Here is a 25,620-nt window from a genome sequence, read left to right as displayed (position 1 = left end):
GGCTACTCCGCAGGTCCCGGCGCGAGCACTTCGCGGCTGCCGTTGATGCCCATCGCCGACACCAGACCGGCGGTTTCCATCTGCTCGACCAGACGCGCCGCGCGGTTATAGCCGATGCGCAATTGCCGCTGCACCGACGAGATCGACGCGCGCCGCGTGCGCACCACGAAGGCGACCGCTTCGTCGTAAAGCGGATCGGCTTCCGCGTCGGGCGATTCGCCGAACAGGTCCTGAGCCGCGCCGCCGTCGGTGGCGGGACCGTCGAGAATGCCTTCCTCGTACTGCGGCTCGCCGAACTGCTTCAGATATTCGACGATGCGATGCACTTCTTCATCCGCGACGAACGCGCCGTGCACGCGCTGCGGGTAGCCGGTGCCCGGCGGCAGGAACAGCATGTCGCCCTGACCGAGCAGCGACTCCGCGCCCATCTGATCGAGAATCGTGCGCGAGTCGATTTTCGACGACACCTGGAACGCCACGCGGGTCGGAATGTTCGCCTTGATGAGGCCGGTGATCACGTCGACCGACGGCCGCTGCGTCGCCAGAATCAGGTGGATGCCGGCGGCGCGCGCTTTTTGCGCGAGGCGCGCGATCAGCTCTTCGATCTTCTTGCCGGCCACCATCATCAGATCGGCCAACTCGTCGATCACCACCACGATCAGCGGCAGCGGCGCGAGCGGCTCGGGCGCTTCCGGCGTCAGCGAGAACGGATTGCCGAGCTTCTTGCCCTTGGCTTCGGCGTCGCGAATTTTCTGATTGAAACCGGGCAGGTTACGTACGCCGACCGCGGACATCAAGCGGTAGCGTTTTTCCATTTCGCCGACACACCAGTTCAGCGCGTTGGCCGCCAGCTTCATGTCCGTGACGACCGGCGCGAGCAGATGCGGAATGCCTTCGTAGACCGACAGCTCCAGCATCTTCGGGTCGATCATGATCAGGCGCACTTCTTCGGGCGTCGCCTTGTAGAGCAGCGAGCAGATCATCGCGTTGATCGCCACCGACTTGCCCGACCCTGTGGTGCCCGCGACCAGCATGTGCGGCGCCTTCGCCAGATCGGCCACCACCGGATGGCCGGTGATGTCCTTGCCCATCGCGAGCGTCAATTGCGAATGCGAGTTCTGATAGACGCTTGCTTCGAGGATTTCGGACAGACGGATGGTTTGCCGCTTCGCGTTCGGCAGTTCGAGACCCATGCAGGTCTTGCCCGGAATCGTCTCGACCACGCGGATCGACGTGAGGCCGAGGCCGCGCGACAGATCCTTCATCAGACCGACGATCTGACTGCCGCGCACGCCGAGCGCCGGCTCGACTTCGAAGCGCGTGATGACCGGACCGGCCGATGCGCCGACCACGGTGACCGGCACCTTGAACTCCTGCAGACGTTGTTCGATCAGCAGGCCGGTTTCGATCAGCTTTTCTTCGGAGACCGGTTCGATATCGATGTCGGCGGGCGCGAGCAGGTCGAGGGGCGGGAGTTCGACCATCGACGCGGCGGGGGCGCGGAATTCGAAACCGTTGGCCGGGCTGTGGCCGCGTAGGGGTGGACGTTGGGCGGCGGGGGTGGGGTCGGCGGGTTCGGCCGGCTCGCTGGACTCGATGGACTCGACGGACTCAACGGACTCAATCGGTCCGGCGGATTCGACGGGCGACGCTGACGGTGAAGTCGTTCCTGCCTGCGCTGCAAACGGAAAGCGAACCACATTCGATGCCGGCGACGGAACGTCTGTCGGCTGCACGTCGGCGACTACGTCCGCGGCGCTATGGGCCGTTGACGATTCCGATGCCCGCAATGCGCCGGATGGGGCAGGGGAGTCCACCGTTTCCGCTGCGCGTGGCGCCGCGTCTTCGCTCGGGCTCTCGATATGCGGCGACGGCGTGACTTGATGCGGCGGCACCGATGTTTCCGACGGTGCGTCGCTGCGCACAGGCGATTCGCTCGCTGACAGCGCCGCGTGCGACGACGCGGCAGCATCGGTGATGGTTTCCCAAGGCGCGAGCGGCTTCGGGATGACGACCTCGGCAACCGGCGCCGGCGTTGTGGATGGCGGCTGAGCGACCGGCTCGGTCTCTGCCGGGTGTGTTGTTGCGGTATTCCCGGCTGGCGCTGCGTTTTCCGATGCCGCTACGTGCGAACGCGGCGAGAACTGGGCGGCCGGTTGCGCGTTTTCGACGTCGGTGTTCGCCAGATATTCAGCATGAGCGACGAATGGTGTTGCGTCGTCTTCTGCGTTTTCTGCGTCGTTTAACGGAGACTCGTTGTTGGACGTCTCGCTCTGTTGCAAGCGGGCCGCAAAGATCTGGAACGGCGTGGGTGTGGCGACAGGCGCGGCAGGCTGCGAGGTGGGGGCAACGGCAACCGTGGGGGTGAACGAAGTCACAGGCGCATCCGTCGCCGATGCGGGCGCCACGACCGGCGCGAATGCTGGCGCGGCTGTCAACGGCGGTTGAATGACCGGCGGTTCAATCGGCCATTGCACGACGGGTTCGGCGTTGGCGTTGGCGTCGGTGTCGACGTTGGCTTTGGTGTCAGCGTCTGCGTGGGTCTCGGCTTCGTTGTGAGCGTGTGTTTGGGCGTCGGCTTCCGCTTCGGCTTTGGTGTCAGCGTGGGCGTCAACGTCAACGGCAGCGTCAACACGAGGGGCAACGTCAACGTCGGCGCGTGCGTCAGCGCCAAGCGGTGCATCGAATGCGCTGTGCGCATGCCGTGCTTCAGGCGATATCGCGAACGCGGCTTCAGTCTGCTCCGCTTCAACCGTGGGTTGCGTCGGGTGAACATGCTCAGCTTCGGCTGAGGCCGAAGCCAAGGCCGCCGCATTCGTCAGCCCCGTGCCGAGCTTTGCATTTTCCGCGCCGCTCGTGCGCGCGAGGCTCACGCCGGCAATGTCGGTCCAGCGTGCGGTGTTTTCCGCGATGCTGCGCAGCGTCTCCTCTACGCTCGCGGGCGGTGCGACTTTTTGCGTGGTCGGCATGGGTCGCGTGTACCCGGAAGCGACCGGGCGACGTGTGCTTGCCGTCGACATTGCGATGTCGTCGCGCGGCGCAACTGGGGACGGTTGTCGCTGCACGGTAGCGCGATTGATCGGACCCGCCGGAGTCGCTGAGCTTTGACCGGTCGACGGACGACCCGTTTGGATTGCGGCGTTCCTGACGGAACCCGCAGCCGTGTTTGCGGGTGAACTTGTGAAAGCCGGTCCAGCAGTACGAGGCGCGGCGCGTGTCGCAGCCGCAGTCATGGTGTGCGCCGTTTTCGCGGCGCCGGCTTGAGCGGCGGCAGCGCTTGCGGCACTTGCCAAACCTGCGGCGCTCGCCAGACCGGGAGCGCTGGCCAACCCACCGGCATTCGCGGTGCCCGGAGCGCTGGCCAAGCCACCGGCATTCGCGGTGCCCGGAGCACCGGCCAAACCAGCAGCACCGGCCGCCGATCTTTGCTCACGCAACCATCCCGCTGGCGCAACTGGCTCAGCGGGCATCCACGCGGCCTTATCCGCGCCCGACTTTTGCGCGGGCATCTGCGCTTGCCGCGGCGGCGTCGCTACGCCCGTGCGCAGCACCGGCTCCGCCGGCTGCGCCGCGCGGGCCCGCGACGGCGTCGCACCGGCACGCCAACTCGCACCGGCATTCCGCGCCGCCGCATCCTTAGCCGCAGCAGTAGTAGCACCAGCAGCACCCGCACCGGCCGCCCCCACATCCGCCACACGCCCACGCGCGGGCGGCCGCCAAACCGTCGGCCGCGCGTAACGGCCGTTAGTCTTAGGCGCCATGGTATTAGTCGTCGGCGACACATGCGACGACACACCCTCGTCGACGCTGCGATGACGGCGCGCTTCTTCATCGCGTTTAGCCAGCCCGCGCGACAAGCCCAGCCCAAACGCGCCATCGGCCCACACGGCGACATCGCGCCAACGGAAATCGATCAGCCAGGGCAGGCTGATGCCGAGCAGCGCCAGCGCCGCGAGCGGCGTGCCGATATGCCCGAGCAGATGGCTGAAGCCCGTGGCCAGCGCGTGGCCGAAACCGTTCACACCGACCACGTCGAGTAACGACGCCTCCAGCGTGCAGCTCGCCACCATCACGCAGACGAAGCCGAGCCACAGCCGGATCGTGCCCGGGCCGCGCAAACCCGCGCCGCCCGGCAGCACCGACTTCACGAGACGCCACAAAAGAGGAATGAACCAGACGGCCGACCCGCCGAACCAGCCGAAAACTACCGTGTGCATGCTAGACATCAACGAATGACGGACGCGCGAGAACGCAATCCGTCGAGTTTAAACCGGCGAAGCCAGCGGCTTCGAAAGCAGACGCAAGCGAGCTTGCGTCGAAAGAAAAACGGTGCGTTGCCGCGCTCCGCGCGCCGGTCATTTAGCGCTGCGGTCGAACGTCAGCGTATCGCCGTTATCGAGCACCAGTTGCATCTGCTGCGGCGCGCGCATCTGTACGCCGGTACGGTCGATATGCGTCAGCGCGTTCAGATACGCACCTTCGATCTGGCCGCCCGGCGTCATGCACGCCATGCGCGTGCCGCCCAGCGTGCCGAAGCTCAGCTTGCCGTCTTTCAGCCCATACGAACCCATGTAGCGGTTGCAACCGGAAAAGCCGCTCGCGTGCCGCTGGCCTTTGTCGGTGGAGAGCGTGAGCGTGATCGGCGCGCCCTGATCGGCGGACGGAATATCGCGCGCGCTGCCGTCGGCCTGCTTCCACCCGCTCAGCACCCAGCTCGTGTCATCGAGCAATTGCGTGGCGGCGGGGTTGAACGGGTCGGGAGCCGCGGCTTCCGAATCGGGATGTTTCGGGATCGCGCAGGCGCTCAACAGCGCGGCGACGCCTAGCCCGGCCAAAACCGTGCGCGCATGAGGAACAAAACGCGGAGCAGAACGCAGAGCGAAATACGAGACGAAAGGTGAGGTAAAGCGCGCAATACGTCGCGCGGAGGAGCTTTGGAGCATGGCGTCGTTCCTCTTCAAACTGGCGAAGGCGTAAGGGTAACGCACTAAGCTCGCCGCACGCGAGCGCAACGGCGTGCAAAGCGCTTAATCGGTCCGCGGCGCGCCTGCGCGCCCCACGCGCAGATGACAATGCAGACGCCGCGAGCAAGGCGCGGCGAGGGGTCAGCATGTTAACATCGCGTTCTATCCAATCCCACCCTCATCCGACTTTTATCTGGAGACCCCATGCAGATCGGCCAACGGATCGGCACGCCCCTTTCTGAATCCGCTACGCGCGTCATGCTGCTCGGCGCCGGCGAGCTCGGCAAGGAAGTGATCATCGCGCTGCAACGGCTGGGCGTCGAAGTGATCGCCGTCGACCGTTACCCGAACGCGCCGGGCCACCAGGTCGCGCATCGCGCTCACGTGATCGACATGACCGACCGCGCCGCATTGCGTGCGCTGGTCGAGCAGGAACGCCCGCATCTGATCGTCCCCGAGATCGAAGCGATCGCGACGGAGGCCCTCGCCGCGATCGAAGCCGACGGTCTCGCCGAAGTGATCCCGACCGCGCGCGCCACGCAGCTCACGATGAATCGCGAGGGTATCCGCCGTCTGGCCGCTGAAGAACTCGGCTTGCCGACTTCGCCGTACGCGTTCGCCGACTCGCTCGACGAACTGCGCGCCGGCATCGCCAAAGTCGGCTATCCGTGCGTGGTGAAGCCGGTCATGTCGTCGTCGGGCAAGGGCCAGTCGGTGCTGAAGAGCGACGCCGATGTCGAACCCGCGTGGCAATACGCCATGGCCGGCGGCCGCGTGAATCACGGCCGCGTGATCGTCGAAGGCTTTATCGACTTCGAGTACGAAATCACCCAATTGACGGTGCGCGCGATCGACCCGGCGAGCGGCGCGGTCAGCACGTATTTCTGCGATCCGATCGGCCACGTGCAGGTGGCAGGCGACTACGTCGAATCGTGGCAGCCGCAGCCCATGAGCCCGCTCGCGCTCCAACGCTCGCGCGAAGTCGCGGAGAAAGTGACGACGGCGCTTGGCGGCCGCGGCCTGTTCGGCGTCGAGCTGTTCGTGCGCGGCGACGAGGTGTGGTTCTCGGAAGTTAGCCCGCGTCCGCATGACACGGGTCTGGTCACGCTGTGCTCGCAGCGCTTCTCGGAGTTCGAACTGCACGCGCGCGCGATCCTCGGTTTGCCGGTGGATACGTCGCTGCGGGCGCCGGGCGCGTCGGCGGTGATTTACGGTGGTCTCGACGAAACCGGCATCGCGTTCGAAGGCGTGGCGGCGGCGTTGGCCGTGCCCAACGCCGATCTGCGGCTGTTCGGCAAGCCGGAGAGTTTCCTCAAGCGTCGTATGGGCGTGGCGCTGGCCACCGGCGAGAATCTCGACGAGGCTCGCTCGCGCGCGAAGCAGGCCGCGGCGGCGGTGCGGCCGGTGTCCACCAAGTCGAAGTGACGTTGACGCGACGTCGAGGTGACGTCGAACAATGCTACGCGAAACAGGGCGAACGAATGCACGGCGACTTGTGTCTATGTGCCATACAGTCCGCCGTGTGCGCGGAACCCGAATCGTTGAAGCAAGTAAGCAAGTGTACGAGGTAGGCATGGTGCAGGGATTCCGCAGCAGTCAGTCGAGCAGTTACTTTGAGTCCGGGTCTGAGTACGACGCGGGTGTCGAGTCCGTTGCCCGCGCTGGAAAACAGCGTGGCGTGGCCGGGCGGTTGGGCGCATTGAGCGTGGTGCTCGCGTTGAGCGCCGGGCTGACAGGTTGCGGTCTCGCGGCCGCGCCGTGCCGGGTCGCATCGGCGGGACTGAAGATCGTGCCGCTGGTCGGGCACGTCGCCGCCGCGCCGACCGACGCGTGCGCCAGTGTGATCGATCCGTAAGCACGCGGTCGGCGATGTCGAGGCGCTTCATGCAGCCGCGCTGCGCGGCGGCGTCCGTCGCGCCATCGGCATCGCGCGACGCATCGGCGGCAAGCAGCAACTAACGAGGCTTCCTATGAAGAAATGGCTTGTTGCAGTCACCACGGCGGCCGGTCTCGCGGCGCTCTATGGCAATGCGTGCGCCGAACCGTTACGCCTCGCCGAGATTCAAACCAAAAACCGTCAGACGCACAAATACACCTGCGCGACCGGCAAGATTCTGCAAGTCACTTACTGGAACGCGGCCAACGGCCAGAGCTTCGCGCTCGTCCCCGTGAAGGGCCAGCAGCTGCTGTTCGTCAACACGCTGTCGGCGTCCGGCGCGAAATACCAGGCCGGCAGCTACACGTGGTGGACCAAGGGGCCGCGCGCCGACCTGTACGACGCGACAGACGGCGAAAACGCACCGCCCATGCTGTCCGACTGCGTCACCATCAATCGCTGAACGCGATGCGGCGGCCTTGGCTGTCAACGCCGCCTGTTTTGATTGCTTCGCCTGCGCGGCCTGCTTCGCCCGCGTCACCTGCGTTACCCGCATCGCCTGCCTCTCCTGCGTTACCCGCCTTCCGCCGCGCGGCACTGCCCGCCCGCACACATCCTTTCCGTTCGAGTAGTAAGCTGTCCGGCGTGGCATGCACCACGCCGTTCCGCCATGCCGCGCGTTCTCCGCGCGGCTGCTGTCGTCTTCGATCGTCCGTATTGTCCGTTTCGTCCGTTCCCGGACCCTGACGGCCGGGCTCACGGCCCGCGGCCGTTTCATCAAGCGAGACCCTCCATGAAAGCATCGGACCTGTTCGTCAAATCGCTGGAAGCCGAAGGTGTCGAGTACGTGTTCGGCATTCCCGGTGAAGAAAATCTCGATCTGCTCGAATCGCTGCGCCGCTCCAAAATCCGTCTGATCCTGACGCGCCACGAACAGGCGGCCGGTTTCATGGCCGCCACCTACGGGCGTCTCACCGGCCGCCTCGGCGTCTGTCTGGCCACACTCGGCCCAGGCGCGACCAACTTCGTGACCGCCGCCGCGTACGCGCAACTCGGCGGCATGCCGATGCTGATGGTTACCGGCCAGAAGCCCATCAAGTCGAGCAAGCAGGGCCATTTCCAGATCGTCGACGTGGTGCGGATGATGGAGCCGCTCACCAAGTACACGCGGCAGATCGTCTCGATCGGCAATATTCCGGCGGCGGTGCGCGAAGCGGTGCGGCAGGCCGAAGAAGAACGGCCCGGCGCGACCCACCTCGAATTGCCCGAAGACGTCGCGCATGAAGAGGGCGACGGCAAGCCGATCCCGAAGAGCTTCAGCCGCCGTCCGGTGGCCGAGGAAAAAGCCGTGGCGCGCGCGGTCGAGGCGATCAAGAGCGCGAAGCATCCGCTGCTGATGATCGGCGCGGGGGGCAATCGCAAAACCACCACCAAGATGCTGCGCGAGTTCGTCGACCAGACCGGTATTCCGTTCTTCACGACGCAGATGGGCAAGGGCGTGATCGACGAATCGCATCCCATGTGGCTCGGCAACGCGACCTTGTCCGACGGCGATTTCGTGCACCGCGCGATCGATCACGCCGACTGCATCATCAATGTGGGCCACGACGTGATCGAGAAGCCGCCGTTCTTCATGCGCAGCGGCGAGGCGGGCGAGAAGACGGTGATTCACGTCAATTTTCTCGGCGCGGAAGTGGATACGGTGTACTTCCCGCAGATCGAAGTGGTCGGCGATATCGCCAACGCGGTGTGGCAACTGAAGGAAAGTCTGAAGGAGCGTCAGGAGCATTGGGACTTCACGCGCTTCAAGGAGATCAAGCAGCACTTCGAGGCGCATCTGGTCAAAGGCCAGCACGACGACCGCTTCCCGATGTACCCGGTGCGGATCGTCAACGACGTGTACGAGACCACGCCGGTGGACGGCATCGTGTGTCTGGACAACGGCATGTACAAGATCTGGTTCGCCCGCTATTACCGCGCGCACGAGCCGAATTCGCTGCTGCTCGATAACGCGCTGGCGTCGATGGGCGCGGGCTTGCCGTCCGCGATCGCCACCAAGATCGTGCATCCGGACCGCAAGGTCATGGCCGTGTGCGGCGACGGCGGCTTCATGATGAATTCGCAGGAACTGGAAACGGCGGTGCGCCTGAAGCTCGATCTGGTGGTCCTGATTCTGCGCGACGACGCGTTCGGCATGATCCGCTGGAAGCAGGAAAACATGAATTTCCCGGACTACGGCATGACGCTGGCGAATCCGGATTTCGTCGCCTACGCGGAGAGTTATGGGGCGAAGGGGCATCGGATCGAATCGGCGGCGGAGTTCGCGCCTTTGCTGCGCGAATGCTTCGTCACGCCGGGCGTGCATGTGATCGATCTGCCGATTGACTATTCGGATAACGAGCGCGTGTTGAACCGCGAGATCAAGCGGTTGAGCGCGCAACTGTGAGCACTGTCAGGCATCGGAACAAGGAGAGCGCGTCATGTTGAACAAGACTTACCCGTACTACCTCGCCAACGAAGCAGTGGCGGCCAACACCGATCTCGAAGTCACCGACAAATTCAGCGGCGAAGTGGCCACCCGTGTGGCCATGGCCGACGCCGCCGCGATCGACCAGGCGATCGGCCACGCGGTCGCGGCGATGCCGGCCATGCGCGCCTTTCCGCCGTTCAAGCGTCAGGCGGTGCTCGAACACTGCGTGAAGCGCTTTCGCGAGCGTTACGATGAACTGGCGCTCGCGCTGTGCATCGAGGCCGGCAAACCGATCAACGACTCGCGGGGCGAGGTCACGCGGCTGATCGATACGTTCAAGGTGGCCGCGGAGGAATCGGTGCGGATCGACGGCGAGATCATCAATCTGGAGATTGCGCCGCGCGCCAAGGGCTATCACGGCTATGTGAAGCGCGTGCCGATCGGGCCGTGTTCGTTTATCTCGCCGTTCAATTTCCCGCTGAATCTGACCGCGCACAAGGTGGCGCCGGCGATCGCGGCGGGCGTGCCGTTCGTGCTGAAACCGGCGAGCCGCACGCCGGTCGGCGCCTTGATCATGGGCGAGATTCTGGCGGAAACCGATCTGCCGAAGGGCGCGTTTTCGATTCTGCCGGCGCACCGCGACGGCGCGGATCTGTTCACCACCGACGAACGTTTCAAGCTGCTGTCCTTTACCGGCTCGCCGGCGGTGGGTTGGGATCTGAAGAAAAAGGCCGGCAAGAAGAAGGTGATTCTGGAGCTGGGCGGCAACGCGGCCGCGATCGTCGATGGCGATCAGGGCGGCAAGCTCGACTACGTGGTTGACCGGCTGGCGTTCGGCGCGTTCTATCAGTCGGGGCAGAGCTGTATCGGCGTGCAGCGGATTCTGGTGCACGCAAGCCTCTACGATGCGCTGCGCGAGAAGCTGATCGCGAAGACGAAGTCGCTGATCATGGGCGATCCGAAAGACGAAAAGACCTTCGTGGGGCCGATGATCTCCGAATCGGAATCCAAACGCCTCGCCGGCTGGATGGACAGCGCGGTGCAGGCGGGCGCGACGATCGTCGCAGGCGGCAAGGTGGAGGGCGCGATGTTCGAGGCCACGCTGCTCGAAGGCGTGAAGCGCGATAGCGACCTGTACCGCAAGGAAGCGTTCGGTCCGGTGGCGATCCTCGAGCGTTTCGACGACTTCGGTGCGGCGCTTGCCACCGTCAACGACAGCGACTTCGGTCTGCAAGCCGGCATCTTCACGGATTCGCTCGCGAATGCGCACCGCGCGTGGGACGAACTCGACGTGGGCGGCGTGGTGATCAACGACGTGCCGTCGTTCCGGGTCGACAACATGCCGTACGGCGGCGTGAAGGATTCCGGGCTGGGCCGCGAAGGCGTGCGCTACGCGATCGAGGACATGACCGAATTGCGCCTGATGGTGATGCGCGAAACCTGGTAAGCGCGGGTAAATGGCGGTTAGCCCCCGGTGAGCGCCGGCTGTCACGGAACTGTCGCCTGCGCGCACTACGCTCGCCAGCGAGGCGCGGCGGTGTTTTTGCCGGTGTTTTGCGGGTGTTTGCCGGAATTGGTTGGGCTTGGTGGCATGCGCAGCGCGTTGCCGGTCGCCGCACAGCGAGCGGCGGCGCGGCTTTCGCCGACGTAAGCAGAAAGCCGGCGGATGCGCCATGAGTGTTTTTGCTGAAGTGCTACAATACCGGCCTTTCCGGCGGGTGTTTCCGCCGGCCGGAGCCGGCCGCATTTTTTCCTGCTTTACCAACGGGTCCCGTGCGGAACGCCGTGGCTCCGCCTTCATCACAATGCCCTCTGCGGTTCCGACCGCTGCCGCGCGCACGCGCCAAGCGCATTTATTAGCGAAAGCCACCATGTCCGACACAGCCGTCACGCCCAGCACTGCGACTTTTGATCAATTCGGCCTCGCGCCCGACATCCTGAAAGCCGTCAAAGAATCGGGCTACACCACGCCGACGCCGATCCAGGAACAGGCGATTCCCGTCGTGCTGGCCGGCCGTGACATGATGGGCGCCGCGCAAACCGGCACCGGCAAGACCGCGAGCTTCTCGCTGCCGATCATCCAGCGGCTGCTGCCGCAGGCGAGCACGAGCGCTTCGCCGGCCCGCCATCCGGTGCGCGCGCTGATTCTCACGCCGACCCGCGAACTGGCCGACCAGGTCGCCGCGAACGTGCAGTCGTACGCGAAGCACACGGCGCTGCGCAGCACGGTGGTGTTCGGCGGTGTCGATATGAACCCGCAGTCCGAAGCATTGCGCCGCGGCGTCGAAATTCTGATCGCCACGCCGGGCCGTCTGCTCGATCACGTGCAACAGAAAACCGCCAATCTCGGCCAGGTGCAGATTCTGGTGCTCGACGAAGCCGACCGGATGCTCGACATGGGCTTCCTGCCGGATTTGCAGCGCATTCTGAATTTGCTGCCGAAAGAACGTCAAACGCTGCTGTTCTCGGCCACTTTCTCGGGCGAAATCAAGAAACTGGCCGCTACGTATCTGCGCGACCCGCAGACCATTGAAGTTGCTCGCAGCAATTCCACCGCGACCAACGTGACGCAAATCGTCTACGAAGTTGCGGAAGGCGATAAGACCGGCGCGGTTGTGCAACTGATTCGCGAACGCAGCCTCAAGCAGGTGATCGTGTTCTGCAACAGCAAGATCGGCGCGAGCCGGCTTGCGCGCAGTCTGGAGCGCGACGGCGTGGTCGCGACCGCGATTCACGGCGACCGTACGCAGAACGAGCGGATGCAGGCACTCGACGCGTTCAAGCGCGGCGAGATCGAAGCGCTGGTGGCGACCGACGTCGCCGCGCGCGGTCTGGATATCGCCGAATTGCCGGCGGTGATCAACTTCGATCTGCCGTTCAATGCGGAAGACTATGTGCACCGGATCGGCCGTACCGGCCGCGCGGGTGCGTCGGGCGACGCGTTGTCGCTGTGCAGCCCGAACGAGCGCAAGCAGCTCGCCGATATCGAGAAGCTGATCAAGCGTCCGCTGGACGTGCAGCATCTCACGGTGAATACGCCCGTGCGTCATCACCATGAAGAGCGCGCGCCGCGCCGTGAGCGTAGCGAAAGCCGCGGCGAAGGCCGTGAGGGTCGCGAGGGCCGTGATGAGCGCGGTGCTCGCCGGCGTTCGGGTCCGGCGTCGTCGGGTTCGTTCGATCGGCCGCATCATCATCGCGCGCAGCCGGTGGACGATTTCTTCCTCAAGCCTTATGAGCCGTCGCCGGCTTCGATTCGCAAGGTCGAAGAGGCTGCGGCTTCTTCCGCTGCCGCGCCGCAGAAGTCTGGTTCCAAGCAGCCGTTGGCGGCGTTGCTGGGTGGGTTTGGGATGCCGCGGAAGTCGACTACTCCGTCTTCCTGATCGCGCGGTTGCGGATTGTGGTTTTTGCGGGTTGATCAGCGCTGCGCCCTATGCCCCGAGCGGGGTGGCAGCCGATAGTTTTGATCCGAACAGGTGGGTCATCGCGGCGGTTTTTCTTTGAACCGCCCTTTGTTTTTGCTTCGCGTTTTTCTTCGTCTTTTTCTTCGCTTTCTGCTTTGTTTGGCACCGCCCGGGTTCAGTTCAACCGGGTTCGCGGTACGCACGCCAGGCAAAAACTCCCGCTCGCATTCACTCGCGGATTCCCATTCGCTTGGCCCACGCTGCCGTGGCGGCTGGGTAGAAGCTTTCCAGCGTTTCTGCCGTGTTTGGGCCGCTCGTCGTCGTCGTTAGATCGAGGCCGAGATGCCGCGCCGCGGCTTTCAGCGCGTCGAGCGGCTGGTCGTCATCGAGCGCGGTCGCGCCGTTCTGCTTGCTGAGCTTTTCGCCGTGTTCGTTCATGACCACGGGCACGTGCAAATAGTGCGGCGTCGGCGCGCCAAGACAGCGCTGCAGATAAATCTGCCGCGCCGTCGAATCCATCAGATCCGCACCGCGCACGATATGCGTGATGTGGTCGTCCGCATCGTCGACGACCACGGCCAGTTGATACGCCCATTGGTCGTCGGCGCGCCGCAGCACGAAATCGCCGACCTCGGTGGCCAGGTTCTGCGTCTGCCGACCTTGCCAGCGGTCCTGGAAGGTGATGACGGCCGCGTCGCCGTCGGGCACGCGCAGGCGCCACGCGCGCGCTGGCTTGCCATGCAGGCCGGTGCGACACGTGCCGGGATAAGCGAGGGTCGTATTGCGCGCATGCGCGTGCAGCAGCGAGTCGGCGATCTCCTTGCGCGTGCAGCCGCACGGATAGATCAGTCCGGTGGACTTCAACTGCTCCAGCGCCTGCTGGTAGCGCGGCATGCGACGGCTTTGCCAGACCGGCGGCTCGTCTGCGTGCATGCCGAAACGTTCGAGCGTCGAGAGAATGCTCTCGGCGGCGCCCGGCACGGTGCGCGGACCGTCGATGTCTTCGATACGAACCAGCCACGCGCCGCGATGTGCGCGCGCGTCGAGCCAACTGGCGAGCGCGCTGACGAGGGAGCCGAAATGCAACGGCCCGGTAGGCGATGGCGCGAAGCGCCCGCGATAGTTCATGGCTGGGTGATCCGCACCGCCGGCATGTCCACCAGCATCACGCCGCGTGCGCCGCCTTGCCGTCCGGATGGCACGCGGGGCACGTCTTGCCCGCTACGTACAGCGGCGACTGCTGCGCCTCGGGCGGCACCACCGCGCGACAGCCGAAGCACTGCGCGGTCGACGTGGGTTCCAGTTGCGGATTCAACGCGGTGCGGTAATCGAACACGAAACAGTCGCCCTGATAATGCGCGCCGCCCACTTCCTCGAAATACTTCAGGATGCCGCCTTCGAGCTGATACACGTTCTCGATGCCGACTTCCTTCATGTGGATCGCGGCCTTCTCGCAGCGAATCCCGCCGGTGCAGAACGACACGACGGTCTTGCCTTCGAGGTCGGCGCGGTTCTGCTCGATCACCTCGGGAAATTCGCTGAATTTCGAAATGCGGTAGTCGAGCGCGTTCTCGAAGGTGCCGACGTCGACTTCGAACGCGTTGCGCGTGTCGAGCATCACAACCGGGCGACCCTGGTCGTCGTGACCGCGGTCCAGCCAGTGTTTCAGCGTGGGCGCGTCGACGAACGGCGCACGGCCGAGTTCCGGCCGGATCGCCGGCTTCTTCATGGTGATGATTTCGCGCTTGAGCTTGACCAGCATGCGCGTGAACGGCTGCTTGTCGGACACGCTTTCCTTGAATTGCAGCGTGGTGAACTTGCCTTCGAACAGCGCGTCGTGACGGATGTAGTCGATGAACGTGTCGGTCGCCTCACGCGTGCCGGCGACGAACAGGTTGATGCCTTCCGGCGCAAGCAGCACGGTGCCGCGCAGGCCGAGCCCGTTACAGCGTTCGGTGACGAACGGGCGCCATGCGGCGGTGTCTTCGATGGTCGCGAAATGGTACGCGGAGAGGTTGACGATACTCATGTGTGTCCAGCGGTAAGAAGTGGCCGGCGGCGCGGAGAACGGGGCGAGTGGTGCTGCCCGCGGTTGGGCGCTCACGTTTTGGACCCCGTTTGGATCCCGTTTGGCGCGGCCACGTCGAATAGGGCGAAACCCGTATTATCCCTCAACCCGGCACTTTCCCCGACTCGGCCGAATGGCCAGGGGCTTGCGCTAGCGCAAATCGTCCGCGATCTCGTGACGCGTTGCGGCGCGTTGTGGACAAAGGCGGGGCAAATTCACGCGAATTCGCGCAGCGTTTTTTGACGCTGCGGGCGAGCGGCGTGACGCCCGCGTAGCCGCCGGAATTGTTAAAAATAGCGCGAACCGCCAGTGCATGGGGCTCCCGCGTTTGCGTCCTATGCCGAACGGCCAACCCGCGGTTTTGGCCTGAAAACTCCCGGAGGGTGGAGTTACAATGTCGCCCATGTCAGATCCCCGCTTCGTTCATCTCCGCGTTCACTCCGAATTCTCGATTGCCGACGGCATCGTGCGTCTTGACGACGTCGTCAAGGCCGCTGCCAAAGACGGTCAGGGCGCGCTCGCCCTCACCGATCTCGGCAACGCGTTCGGCCTCGTCCGCTTCTACAAGGAAGCCCGTGGCAAAGGGGTCAAACCCATTGCCGGCTGCGACGTCTGGATCACCAATCCCGACGACCGCGACAAGCCTTCCCGTTTGCTGCTGCTGGTCAAAGACCGGCGCGGCTATCTGAATCTGTGCGAGTTGCTCAGCAAGGCGTCGCTCACCAATCAGTATCGCGGGCGTGCCGAAGTCGAGGCCGGCTGGCTCGAATCCGGCCTGGGCGAAGGCTTGCTCGCGTTGTCCGGTGCGCAGCACGGCGACATTGGCCTTGCGCTCGCGGCGGGTAACGAAGAAGCGGCCAAACGCAATGCGTTGCATTGGGCGAAGGTATTCCCCGGCGGCTTTTATATCGAGTTGCAGCGGAGCGGTCAGCCGGGCGGCGAGCAGTACGTGCAGCAGTCGGTCGCGCTTGCCGCGGCGCTGAAGTTGCCGGTGGTCGCCACGCATCCCATGCAGTTCATGACGCAAGACGATTTCACCGCGCACGAGGCGCGCGTGTGTATTTCCGAAGGCGACATTCTCGCGAATCCGCGCCGCTCGAAACGCTTCACTTCCGAGCAGTTTTTCCGCACGCAGGAAGAAATGGCCGCGCTGTTCGCGGACATTCCGTCGGCGCTCGCCAATACGGTCGAAATCGCCAAGCGCTGCAACCTCACGCTCGAACTCGGCAAGCCGAAGCTGCCGCTGTTTCCCACACCAGACGGCATGTCGCTCGACGACTACCTGGTGCAGTTGTCGAAAGAGGGGCTCGAGAAGCGTCTCGAACAGTTGTACCCGGACGCGGCCGAACGGGAAGCGCAACGCGCAACGTACTACGCGCGCCTCGAATTCGAGTGCGGCACGATCATCAAGATGGGCTTTCCGGGCTACTTCCTGATCGTGGCGGACTTTATCAACTGGGCGAAGAACAACGGCGTGCCGGTCGGCCCCGGCCGGGGTTCGGGCGCGGGTTCGCTGGTCGCGTACGCGCTCGGCGTGACCGACCTCGATCCGCTGCGCTACAACCTGCTGTTCGAACGTTTCCTGAATCCGGAACGGGTTTCGATGCCCGACTTCGACATCGACTTCTGCCAGCACGGCCGCGATCGCGTGATCCAGTACGTGAAGGAAAAGTACGGTGCGGACGCGGTGTCGCAAATCGCCACGTTCGGCACGATGGCGGCGAAGGCGGCAGTGCGCGACATCGGCCGGGTACTCGATCTCGGCTATATGTTCACGGACGGTATTGCCAAGCTGATTCCGTTCAAGCCGGGCAAGCACGTCACGATCGCGGACGCGATGAAGGAAGAGCCGCTGCTGCAGGAGCGCTTCGACAACGAAGACGAAGTGCATCAGTTGCTCGAACTCGCGCAGCGTGTGGAAGGCCTCACGCGTAACGTCGGCATGCACGCGGGCGGGGTGCTGATCGCGCCCGGCAAGCTGACCGATTTCTGTCCGCTGTACACGCAGGGCGACGAAAGCGGTGTCGTGAGCCAGTACGACAAAGACGACGTCGAAGCCGTCGGCCTCGTGAAGTTCGACTTTTTGGGTCTGACCACGCTGACGATTCTCGACTGGGCCGAGCGCTATATCCGCCGTCTCGATCCGTCGAAGCAGGACTGGTCGCTCGCGCAGGTGCCGCTGGACGACGCCCCGTCGTTCTCGATCCTGAAGAAAGCGAATACCGTCGCCGTGTTCCAGCTGGAAAGCCGCGGCATGCAAGGCATGCTGAAAGACGCGCAGCCTGACCGCTTCGAGGACATCATCGCGCTGGTCGCGTTGTACCGTCCGGGCCCAATGGACCTGATTCCGAGCTTCTGCGCGCGTAAGCACGGCCGCGAAGTCGTCGAGTATCCGGATCCGCGCGTCGAATCTGTTCTGAAAGAGACCTACGGCATCATGGTCTACCAGGAGCAGGTGATGCAGATGGCGCAGATCATCGGCGGCTACTCGCTGGGTGGCGCCGACTTGCTGCGTCGCGCGATGGGTAAGAAGAAGGCCGAGGAAATGGCCGAGCATCGCGAGTTGTTCCGCCAGGGCGCCGCGAAGAACGGGCTGACCGGCGAAAAGGCCGACGAAATCTTCGACTTGATGGAGAAGTTCGCGGGCTACGGCTTCAACAAGTCGCACGCGGCCGCGTACGCGCTGCTCGCGTATCACACCGCGTGGCTGAAGGCGCACCATCCGGCGGAATTCATGGCGGCGAATATGTCGCTCGCCATGGACGACACGGACAAGGTCAAGATCCTGTTCGAAGACTGCCTGACGAACAAGATGGCGGTGCTGCCGCCCGATGTGAATCTGTCCGCATATCGCTTCGAGCCGGTCGCCGAGCCGGACGGCAAGCGCTCGAAAACGATCCGTTACGGCCTCGGCGCAATCAAAGGCAGCGGCCAGAACGCGATCGAAGAAATTATTCGCGCGCGGGAAGACGGTCCGTTCATCGACATTTTCGATTTCTGCAATCGCGTCGACCGCCGTATTGTCAATCGTCGCACGGTCGAGGCTTTGATCCGCGCCGGCGCGTTCGATTCGCTGCATGCCAATCGCGCGCAACTGATCGCCTCCGTCTCGCTCGCCATGGAAGCCGCCGAACAGGCGAGCGCCAATGCGCTGCAAGCGGGCCTGTTCGACATGGGCGACGCGCCGTCGCAAGGTCACGAACTGGTCGACGAGCCGGAGTGGGCGGAAAAGAAGAAGTTGCAGGAAGAAAAGGCCGCGCTCGGCTTCTACCTGTCGGGCCATTTGTTCGACGCGTACAAGAGCGAAGTGCGCCGCTTCGTGCGTCAGAAGATCGGCGAACTGAAGGAAGGGCGCGACAAGCTGGTCGCGGGCGTGATCGCGTCGATGCGCACGCAGATGACCCAGCGCGGCAAGATGCTGATCGCGCTGCTCGACGACGGCACGGGCCAGTGCGAAGTGACGGTGTTCAACGAGACGTTCGAAGCCCACAAGCAACTGTTCAAGGAAGACGAACTGCTGGTCGTGCAGGGTCAGGCGCGTAACGACGCGTTCACCGGCGGCATCCGCTTTACCGTCGAAACGGTCATGGATCTCGGGCGCGCACGCTGCCGTTATGCGGAGGCCGTGAAGGTGGAGATGAACGGCAACGCAGACGCGCTCGCGTTGCGGCGCGTGCTCGAAGCGCATAGCGCGGGTAAGGACGAGCCGGCGGCCGCTCCGGCGCCGGTTGCGTCGGCGCGCGGTGGTAACGGTGGCGGGCGTAACGGCGGCGGAGGCGGCGGTTATGGCGGCGACAATGGCCGTCAGCGTCAGGCGGTGCAGATCCCGAACGGGCTGGCTGTGCAGGTGGTGTATCGCAGTGAAAGCGCGCAGGGTGAAATGCGTCTGGGCGACGCGTGGCGCGTGAAGCCGACCGACGAACTCCTCGCGGCGTTGCGCGGCGAGTTTGCCGGCAGCTCGATCGAAATCGTCTATTGATGGTTGGGTTGCCCGCGCCGGCGGCCGCGGGCAAACGATCGGACGGTTGGGCTAGGGCTTAGCTACGGTTGCGGCGAGACGGCAGCAGCGGACCGGACAGACATCCACAATCAGGCCGCGCAGCAAAACACAACCAGGCGGCGCAGCAACACATTTCACGGCCCACGCCGCGTCCTGTCCCGCACTCAGCGCCGCGCCTGATCCCCGAGCCGCGCCAGCTTCAAAAACCGGTAGTACACCGTCTCCGCGTTGAACACCGCGATCATGAAACCGGCCTTGCCATCCAGAAAGCCGCGCCGCAACACGTAGGTCCGCACGAACGCCCAGGCGCCGCGCCCGAGCGCCTTGCCGAAACTGCCGCGCTTGCCCGCCGCATGACGTTGCACTGCGCCGGCGGTCGAATACGTGTCGAGCTTGCGCAGCACGCCTTCGAAGTCCTCGTACGAGTAGTGCATCAGTTTGCCGGTGAGCCGTTGCGTGGGCGTGTCGAATACCAGACGCTCGTGGACGAGGTCGTCGGAGAAACGCGCCGCGCCGCGTTTGAACAGACGCGGAATCCAGTCCGGATACCAGCCGCTGTGATGAATCCAGTGGCCGCAGAAACTCGACAGGCGGTCCACCGCGTAGACGTCGGCGGTGGGCGCGATCAATGCCGCGCGGATCGCCGCGGCCAGTTCCGGCGAGACGATTTCGTCGGCGTCGAGGGAAAGAATCCAGTTGGTGGAGAGCGCCTCCACCGCACGGTTTTTCTGCGGACCGAAACCCGGCCAGTCGGTCTCTTCGATCACGCGGGCGCCGTGAGCGCGTGCGATATCCGCGGTGCCGTCGGTGCTGCCGCCGTCGATCACGACGATCTGGTCGGCGAACGATACCGCTTGCAGGCATTCGGCCAGCCGTGCCGCCGCGTTTTTGGTGATGATGGCGACGCCGAGGGTGGTTTCTTGCATGCCTGAATCGGGTGGAGGGCAAAGTGATGGAACGAGCCGCACGAGCGACATTCGCGAGCGGGTCGCGCCGGCAACTCGGGGCGAGCCACCAGCGAGGTGTTAGCAGCGAGTTGCAGCAGCGAGTTGCCAGTATACACAGGCCATTCGGCCAGCTCCCAGCCGTCGCCCGCAACCGTTTACAATGCTCTTCTTTGAATTTCCTCGCGGCGGGCATTCCGTCCGCCGCGCGGCAGCCGTCCCGCATTCCCAGAGGATTCCTTGAGCGCGAAGCCAACGTTAAGCAAACCCATCGGCACTGGCGAGGCATCGTCGCCGTCCGTCATTTTTCGACGCCTGTGGCCGTATATCAAGCCGATGGTCTGGGTCCTCATCGGTGCGATCGTCGCGATGGCCGTCAGCTCCGCGACCGACGCGGCGATCCCGGCCCTGCTTAAGCCGTTGCTGGACAAGGGCTTCGGCGCGCACGCCAACGACAACACCAAGTGGTTCGTGCCGTCCGCGGTGATTGGTCTCGCGCTGATTCGCAGTCTGTCGCAATACGCATCCGGCTATCTGCTCGCGTATGTGTCGAACAGGATCCTGCTCGAACTGCGCCTGAAGATGTTCAACCGCATGATTCACACGAGCGTCGCGTTTTTCCAGCGTGAAACCGCGAGTACGGTGATCAACGCGATCGTCTTCGAGGTGAACCAGATTCTCAACGTGCTGTTGAGCGTGATGGTTACGCTGGTGCGCGATTCGCTGACGGTGGTGTTCCTGCTCGGCTATCTGTTCTATCTGAACTGGCGTCTGACGCTGATCGTCGCGGTGCTGCTGCCCGCAATCGGCTGGCTGGTCGGCAAGATCAATCGTCGTTTGCGGCGCCTGAACCGCGAACATCAATTGCTGACCAACGAACTGTCGTACATCGTCGAAGAGACGGTGGGCGGTTACAAGGTCGTCAAGGTGCATAACGGCGAGCAGTACGAGATCGACCGTTTTACGTCGATGAGCCAGCGCCTGCGCGGCTACGCAATGCGCATGACCGTTTCCGGCGGTCTCGCGCAGCCGCTCACGCAGTTTCTCGCGTCGATCGCGCTGGCGATCGTGATCACGATCGCGGTAATGCAGTCGTCCTCGGATCAGACCACGGTTGGCGGGTTCGTCGCGTTCGTTACGGCGATGCTCCTGATCATCTCGCCGCTCAAGCATCTGATGGACGTAAATCAGCCGTTGCAACGCGGCATGACGGCGTGTGAACTGATCTTCGGCTTGATCGACGAGCCGTCCGAGCCGGAAGGCGGCGGCAAGCCGCTCGAGCGCGCTCGCGGTGAAGTGGAGTTCCGCGATGTGTCGTTCAGTTATGGCGCTAGTGCGACGAATAATCGGCACACGCTGGATAAGGTGTCGTTCAAGGTGGCGCCGGGGGAAATGGTTGCGCTCGTGGGACCGTCGGGTAGTGGCAAGACTACGTTGGTGAATTTGCTGCCGCGGTTTTTTGATCCGACCGGCGGGGAGATTCTGGCCGATGGTGTGGCGTTGCCGGAATACGATCTGCACGCGCTGCGTGGGCAGATTGCTATGGTCAGTCAGGATGTCGTGCTGTTTAACGATACCGTTGCCAATAACGTTGCTTATGGGCAAGTGGCCGATTCGGATAAGGTCAAGGCGGCGCTGCGTGCGGCTAACTTGTGGGATACGGTTCAGGCTATGCCGAATGGCATCGATACGCTGGTTGGGGATAACGGGCTGATGCTGTCGGGCGGCCAGCGGCAGCGTCTGGCGATCGCGCGGGCTATCTATAAGGACGCGCCGATTCTGATTCTCGATGAGGCGACCTCGGCGCTGGATTCTGAGTCGGAACGCCATGTGCAGGCAGCGTTGGAAACCCTGATGAAAGGCCGTACGACGCTGGTCATCGCACACCGGCTGTCGACGATCGAGCGCGCGAGCCGCATTCTAGTGATGGACGCAGGGCGGATCGTCGAGAGCGGCAGCCACCGCGATCTGTTGGCGCAAAACGGGCTGTATGCGAATTTGCATCGGATTCAGTTTCAGCAGGATGCGGCTTGAGGGGGGCGCGGCGGGGCGCGGGGCTTGCTGTGTTGGCCTTTCCTTGAGTTCACGGTGGTCTATTAGCGTTGCCCCTGTGCGGGGCGGCACCTACTTTTCTTTGCCTGCGGTAGTGACACAGCAGTCATTCTTCCGGCAGCGCTTCGCGTGCCGCGGCGGTCGGTCTTCAGGGGGACTCGGCAGTTGAGCGGCGAAAAAGATGCGGCGCCTTCCGCTGTTAGGCTGCAACGCCTGGTTTATCCGGACCCGCCAAGCCCGCGGGATCCGCCGAGCTCGACAAACCCACCAGCTGCGTCCGAATCGCGTTCATAACCGACGTCGGCGCAATCTCGTCGACGTCGCCAGTACTCTGAATACCAATCGAGCGGCACGCCTCGGTCAGCCGCAGGTAAGGCGGCTCGCGGTCGGAAAACAGCGACACGCTCGACGTCGGTGTGGAGTGCGCCACGTGCATCAAACCGCCATCCGCGCCCACAAAAAGGCTCGCCTGTGCCGCGACCTCGCGTGACTGCAGCAACGTCAATCGAGCAACGCACGAACTGATCTTCAGCGTGCTAAACGTGCGCTTCAGCAACACCTCCGCCATGGCCAGGCCGTTGTCCGAACCGAGTAGCACGATGTGCCTCGGTATGCCTGGCTCGTCCGATCGATCGAGCAGATCCAGTAACTCGCCCCAACGCCCATAAGTGCGGTTCGTGTCGAGTCCGCCCACTGCCAGTGCCACGAACGGCTCGTTCGGCACCAGCGCACGCACCGACTCGCGCGTGCCAGCCTTCCCAGTCAGATAAGGCTTGCTCAGCGCGACGATGCTCGCCGGCGCATAGCCCAGCGAAAACGCGTGATTCACCGCGGCGTAACTGAATGTCGTCTGGTTGCGGTCCGGGCCGTAGAAATACTGGAACAGGCAGACGTAAGGCAAACGCCTGAAATTGCGTGCCTTCAGCTTGATGGACGGCAGGTTGAATTCCGACATCACGATCGCGTCGTACTGACGGCCGGCAAGCTGCTGCAAATCGGAGTAGACGTGCTGGAAGACGTCGTCTTCCTCGAACAGCTTGTGCAGGTTCGGTAGCGTGAACAGGTCGATGTCGAAACCGCGACCCTTCAGTAGCGCGCGCCCAGACATGTCCATCGTCGCATCGCCGAAATTGCGCTTGCCGGTGTAGATCCATAGCAGCCGCTTTGCGTCGGCGGCGCTGCTCAGTTCGAGGCGGGATTGTCCGCGCCATTTGAGCAGCCAGTGCTTGTGCAGGTACTTCTTGACGATCTTGGCTCGCGACGTCTTGCGCAGGAACACCTCGGGCTCATGCGCAACGCCCGCGTAAGGGATGCGGGTGGAGCGCTCGACAGCCGTCTCCACGAAGCGTTTCAAGGCGGCAGGCGCACCGCGGTAGAGCGCGCTCATCAATCGGTTCATTGCTCGAAACTGGAAAAAACGGAAAAAATTCTGAAGCCGGCCGCCAGCGCAGCGCCCGCCGTGTCGGCGCGACGGCGGCTTGCAGGGGCGGGCGAGTGGGCCGTATGGTACCAGCACGCTCCAGCAAGCTTACGCGGACATTGCCTCGCCGATGCCGCCGTGGCCACGCCGTGGCAATGCCCGCGTTATCGGCAACCCGCGCGGGGTTTGGGCTCCCGGCCGATTTGCGGGATCAGGACCCTAACCCGGTACAATGGCGGGGCCATCCTACCGGGTCGCACGGCAACTGTCGCGGCGGCCGGCTAAATTCATAAGACATGTCGACGCCCGCCCATTTTCCGTTTCTGAGCGTCAACTCACGAAGCCCGTTGTCAGCGCTATTTCCGCTCACGTTTGCGTCAACCGGTCGGCTGGACCCGCTCGATCCGCTTAAGCATTGCGCGGGCAACGCGTTGTCCATGGCGGCCGTGGTCATGTCGTCTGCCTTCCCGTTTCTTTCCCGCGGCACTCAGCATTCCCGCGTCGCGCGATCACATTCAACGAGCTTTCCCGTCGCCTCATGTTCAGTATCCTGATTCCGAGCTGGAACAATCTGCCGTATCTGAAGCTGTGTATCGACAGCGTTCGCCGTCATTCGGCGTTCGATCACGAGATCATCGTGCACGTCAACGACGGCAGCGACGGCACGCTCGACTGGGTGCGCTCGGAAGGCCTTCTCCATACGTGGAGCAAAGGTAACGTCGGCGTCTGCCTGGCGTTGAACGACGTGGCGCGCCTCGCCACGCGCGACTGGATTCTGTTCCTGAACGACGACATGTTCGTCACGCCTGGCTGGGACCTCGCGTTCGAGGCCAACCTGCGCTCGCTGGGACATTCGTCCGCGTATCTGTCCTCCGTGCTGATCGAGCCGACCGATACCGGCAATTCGAACGTCACGGCGGCCAACTTCGGCAGCGGACCGGACAATTTCGACGAAGCCGGGCTGCTCAGGTACACCGCCGCGATGAAGTCGGTCGATCGCGACGGCGTCGCGTTGCAGCCCATGCTGATCAGCCGTCAGTTGTGGCACATGGTGGGCGGCTACAGCATCGAGTTCGGACCCGGCATGAGCAGCGACGACGACTTCCTGATGAAGCTCTGGCTGGTCGGTTGCCGCACGTTCCGCTCGGTCGGCGCCTGCCGCATCTATCACTTCGGCACCAAATCGACCGGCCGTATCCGGCGCAATCGCGGCGGCCGCGAATTCCTGATGAAGTGGGGCATCTCGCAGCGCGATTTCGCGCGCGACTATATTCGCCGGACGGCCGGCGCCGCACCGGGTTCGCTGCCCAATGTGCCGAGCGCGCCGTTCAAAAGCCGCCTCAAACGCGTGCTGTATGCGCTGGGCCGTTATCCGTTCGAGGATCTGGAGGGCTGGGAAGCGGATCTTCCCGCCAAGCTCACGTTCAACACGCCGTTCAACGATCCGCTCAACAAGCCGTTCGACAAAACGGCAAAAGATTAGACCGGGCGCAGCCGATCCGCGCCGCATCCCAGCGGCACGATCCGTTTGTATGGGCCATCACCACGGAATACCTATTCGATGTTCTCAATCATCATCCCGACCTGGAACAACCTGCCTTATCTGCGCCTCGTGATCGAGAGCCTGCGGCGTCATTCGACGCACACGCATCAGATCATCGTGCACGTCAACGACGGCTCGGACGGCACGCTGGCGTGGGTGCGCGACGAGGGCATCGAACACACCGCGTCGCCCGGCAATATCGGCATCTGCCACGCGGTGAATATCGCGGCGGCGCGCGCCACGCACGACTACATCGTCTACATGAACGACGACATGTACTGCTGCCCTGGCTGGGACGACGCGCTCGTCAAACGGCTCGCGCAGATGCCGGCCGACAACCTGTTCATGCTGTCGGGCACGATGGTCGAGCCGGTCGATTCGGGCAACCCTTGCGTGGTGGTGCAGAACTTCGGCCGCGACGTGGAAAATTTCCGCGCCGACGAACTGGTCGCGGCCACGCCGAAACTGGTGCGTGCGGACTGGCGCGGCGCGACCTGGCCGCCCACGCTCGTGCATCGCGACTGGTGGTACAAGCTCGGCGGCTATAGCAGCGAATTGAGCCCCGGCATGAGCAGCGACAACGATTTCTCGATGAAGCTGTGGGATGCCGGTTGCCGCGTGTTCCTGGGCGTCGGCGACAGTCTCGTGTATCACTTCCAGCAGAAGAGCACCGGCAAGGTCGTGAAGAACGACGGGCGTCGTCAGTTCCTCAACAAGTGGGGCATGACGCAGGCCACGTTCGACCGTTATTTTTTGCGGCGCGGCACAGCGGTCGAAGGCGGGCTGGCGGTGACGGAACCGGAGCAAAACGGCCGTTTGCGGCGCGCACTGTTCAAGTCGCGCATCAAGCGCGCGTTTAGCTGATTGCTAGCGGCCGGGCGC

At 64.0% G+C, this 25,620-nt stretch carries 16 protein-coding genes; 10 read left to right on the top strand and 6 right to left on the bottom strand.

Translation table 11 applies throughout. From position 1 onward, the window contains the following. Positions 1 to 2 precede the first annotated feature (2 nt). Together GGD40_RS07585 and GGD40_RS07580 are read right to left on the bottom strand one after the other, a co-directional pair. On the bottom strand, positions 3 to 4,217 hold the full coding sequence (locus tag GGD40_RS07585) for an FtsK/SpoIIIE family DNA translocase (protein ID WP_179743263.1): 4,215 nt from the start codon (positions 4,215 to 4,217) through the stop codon (positions 3 to 5). Positions 4,218 to 4,355: 138 nt separating this feature from the next. After that, a complete protein-coding gene (locus GGD40_RS07580; RefSeq protein WP_179706015.1) occupies positions 4,356 to 4,943 on the bottom strand; it encodes an META domain-containing protein in 588 nt (195 codons plus the stop codon). Positions 4,944 to 5,168: 225 nt separating this feature from the next. On the opposite strand from GGD40_RS07580, the gene purT reads away from it, so the two are divergent. The 6 genes from purT to GGD40_RS07550 all read left to right on the top strand — a co-directional run bounded on the left by purT (position 5,169) and on the right by GGD40_RS07550 (position 12,690). Continuing rightward, positions 5,169 to 6,389 (top strand): formate-dependent phosphoribosylglycinamide formyltransferase, encoded by a 1,221-nt coding sequence (purT, locus tag GGD40_RS07575; protein WP_179706013.1) that lies wholly within the window; start codon positions 5,169 to 5,171, stop codon positions 6,387 to 6,389. 253 nt (positions 6,390 to 6,642) lie between these two features. Further along, positions 6,643 to 6,819, top strand: a complete 177-nt coding sequence (locus GGD40_RS37215) for a DUF6726 family protein (RefSeq protein WP_373565324.1) — start codon at positions 6,643 to 6,645, stop codon at positions 6,817 to 6,819. A 115-nt stretch (positions 6,820 to 6,934) separates the two neighbouring features. Next, positions 6,935 to 7,303, top strand: coding sequence for an MliC family protein (locus tag GGD40_RS07565; protein WP_179706011.1), 369 nt, complete (start codon positions 6,935 to 6,937; stop codon positions 7,301 to 7,303). 330 nt (positions 7,304 to 7,633) lie between these two features. Then, positions 7,634 to 9,286 carry an acetolactate synthase large subunit gene (locus GGD40_RS07560; protein ID WP_176060426.1) on the top strand — a complete coding sequence of 551 codons (1,653 nt, stop codon included), beginning with the start codon at positions 7,634 to 7,636 and terminating at the stop codon, positions 9,284 to 9,286. A gap of 34 nt (positions 9,287 to 9,320) precedes the next feature. Continuing rightward, entirely contained in the window at positions 9,321 to 10,757 is a 1,437-nt protein-coding gene (locus GGD40_RS07555; RefSeq protein ID WP_179743262.1) for an aldehyde dehydrogenase family protein, read from the top strand. 424 nt (positions 10,758 to 11,181) lie between these two features. Next, positions 11,182 to 12,690 carry a DEAD/DEAH box helicase gene (locus GGD40_RS07550; RefSeq protein WP_179706007.1) on the top strand — a complete coding sequence of 503 codons (1,509 nt, stop codon included), beginning with the start codon at positions 11,182 to 11,184 and terminating at the stop codon, positions 12,688 to 12,690. 249 nt (positions 12,691 to 12,939) lie between these two features. On the opposite strand, the gene gluQRS is transcribed toward GGD40_RS07550, so the two are convergent. Next, positions 12,940 to 13,839 carry a tRNA glutamyl-Q(34) synthetase GluQRS gene (gluQRS, locus tag GGD40_RS07540; RefSeq protein WP_179706003.1) on the bottom strand — a complete coding sequence of 300 codons (900 nt, stop codon included), beginning with the start codon at positions 13,837 to 13,839 and terminating at the stop codon, positions 12,940 to 12,942. A gap of 37 nt (positions 13,840 to 13,876) precedes the next feature. Continuing rightward, positions 13,877 to 14,740, bottom strand: a complete 864-nt coding sequence (locus tag GGD40_RS07535) for a sulfurtransferase (RefSeq protein WP_179706001.1) — start codon at positions 14,738 to 14,740, stop codon at positions 13,877 to 13,879. A 433-nt stretch (positions 14,741 to 15,173) separates the two neighbouring features. Here GGD40_RS07535 and dnaE point away from each other — a divergent pair, with 433 nt between their 5' ends. Further along, a complete protein-coding gene (gene dnaE, locus GGD40_RS07530; RefSeq protein WP_179743261.1) occupies positions 15,174 to 18,758 on the top strand; it encodes a DNA polymerase III subunit alpha in 3,585 nt (1,194 codons plus the stop codon). Positions 18,759 to 18,943: 185 nt separating this feature from the next. On the opposite strand, the gene GGD40_RS07525 is transcribed toward dnaE, so the two are convergent. Beyond that, the gene (locus GGD40_RS07525; protein WP_179743260.1) at positions 18,944 to 19,705 is read right to left on the bottom strand and encodes a glycosyltransferase family 2 protein; all 762 of its coding nucleotides are present in this window, start codon (positions 19,703 to 19,705) and stop codon (positions 18,944 to 18,946) included. Positions 19,706 to 19,963: 258 nt separating this feature from the next. Between GGD40_RS07525 and msbA the strand changes: the two genes are divergently transcribed. After that, entirely contained in the window at positions 19,964 to 21,757 is a 1,794-nt protein-coding gene (msbA, locus tag GGD40_RS07520) for a lipid A export permease/ATP-binding protein MsbA (protein WP_179743259.1), read from the top strand. A 217-nt stretch (positions 21,758 to 21,974) separates the two neighbouring features. Here msbA and GGD40_RS07515 read toward each other — a convergent pair whose 3' ends face one another. Further along, complete coding sequence (locus GGD40_RS07515) at positions 21,975 to 23,162, bottom strand: glycosyltransferase family 9 protein (RefSeq protein WP_179743258.1); 1,188 nt, start codon at positions 23,160 to 23,162, stop codon at positions 21,975 to 21,977. Positions 23,163 to 23,733: 571 nt separating this feature from the next. Between GGD40_RS07515 and GGD40_RS07510 the strand changes: the two genes are divergently transcribed. After that, positions 23,734 to 24,678 carry a glycosyltransferase family 2 protein gene (locus GGD40_RS07510; RefSeq protein WP_179743257.1) on the top strand — a complete coding sequence of 315 codons (945 nt, stop codon included), beginning with the start codon at positions 23,734 to 23,736 and terminating at the stop codon, positions 24,676 to 24,678. 78 nt (positions 24,679 to 24,756) lie between these two features. Beyond that, a complete protein-coding gene (locus GGD40_RS07505) occupies positions 24,757 to 25,602 on the top strand; it encodes a glycosyltransferase family 2 protein (protein WP_176060432.1) in 846 nt (281 codons plus the stop codon). Positions 25,603 to 25,620 lie beyond the last annotated feature (18 nt).

Source organism: Paraburkholderia bryophila (assembly GCF_013409255.1).
Classification (GTDB): Bacteria; Pseudomonadota; Gammaproteobacteria; order Burkholderiales; family Burkholderiaceae; genus Paraburkholderia.
The sequence above is the reverse complement of the archived record's forward strand: the minus strand, read 5'-3'. Positions and strand labels throughout refer to the sequence as shown.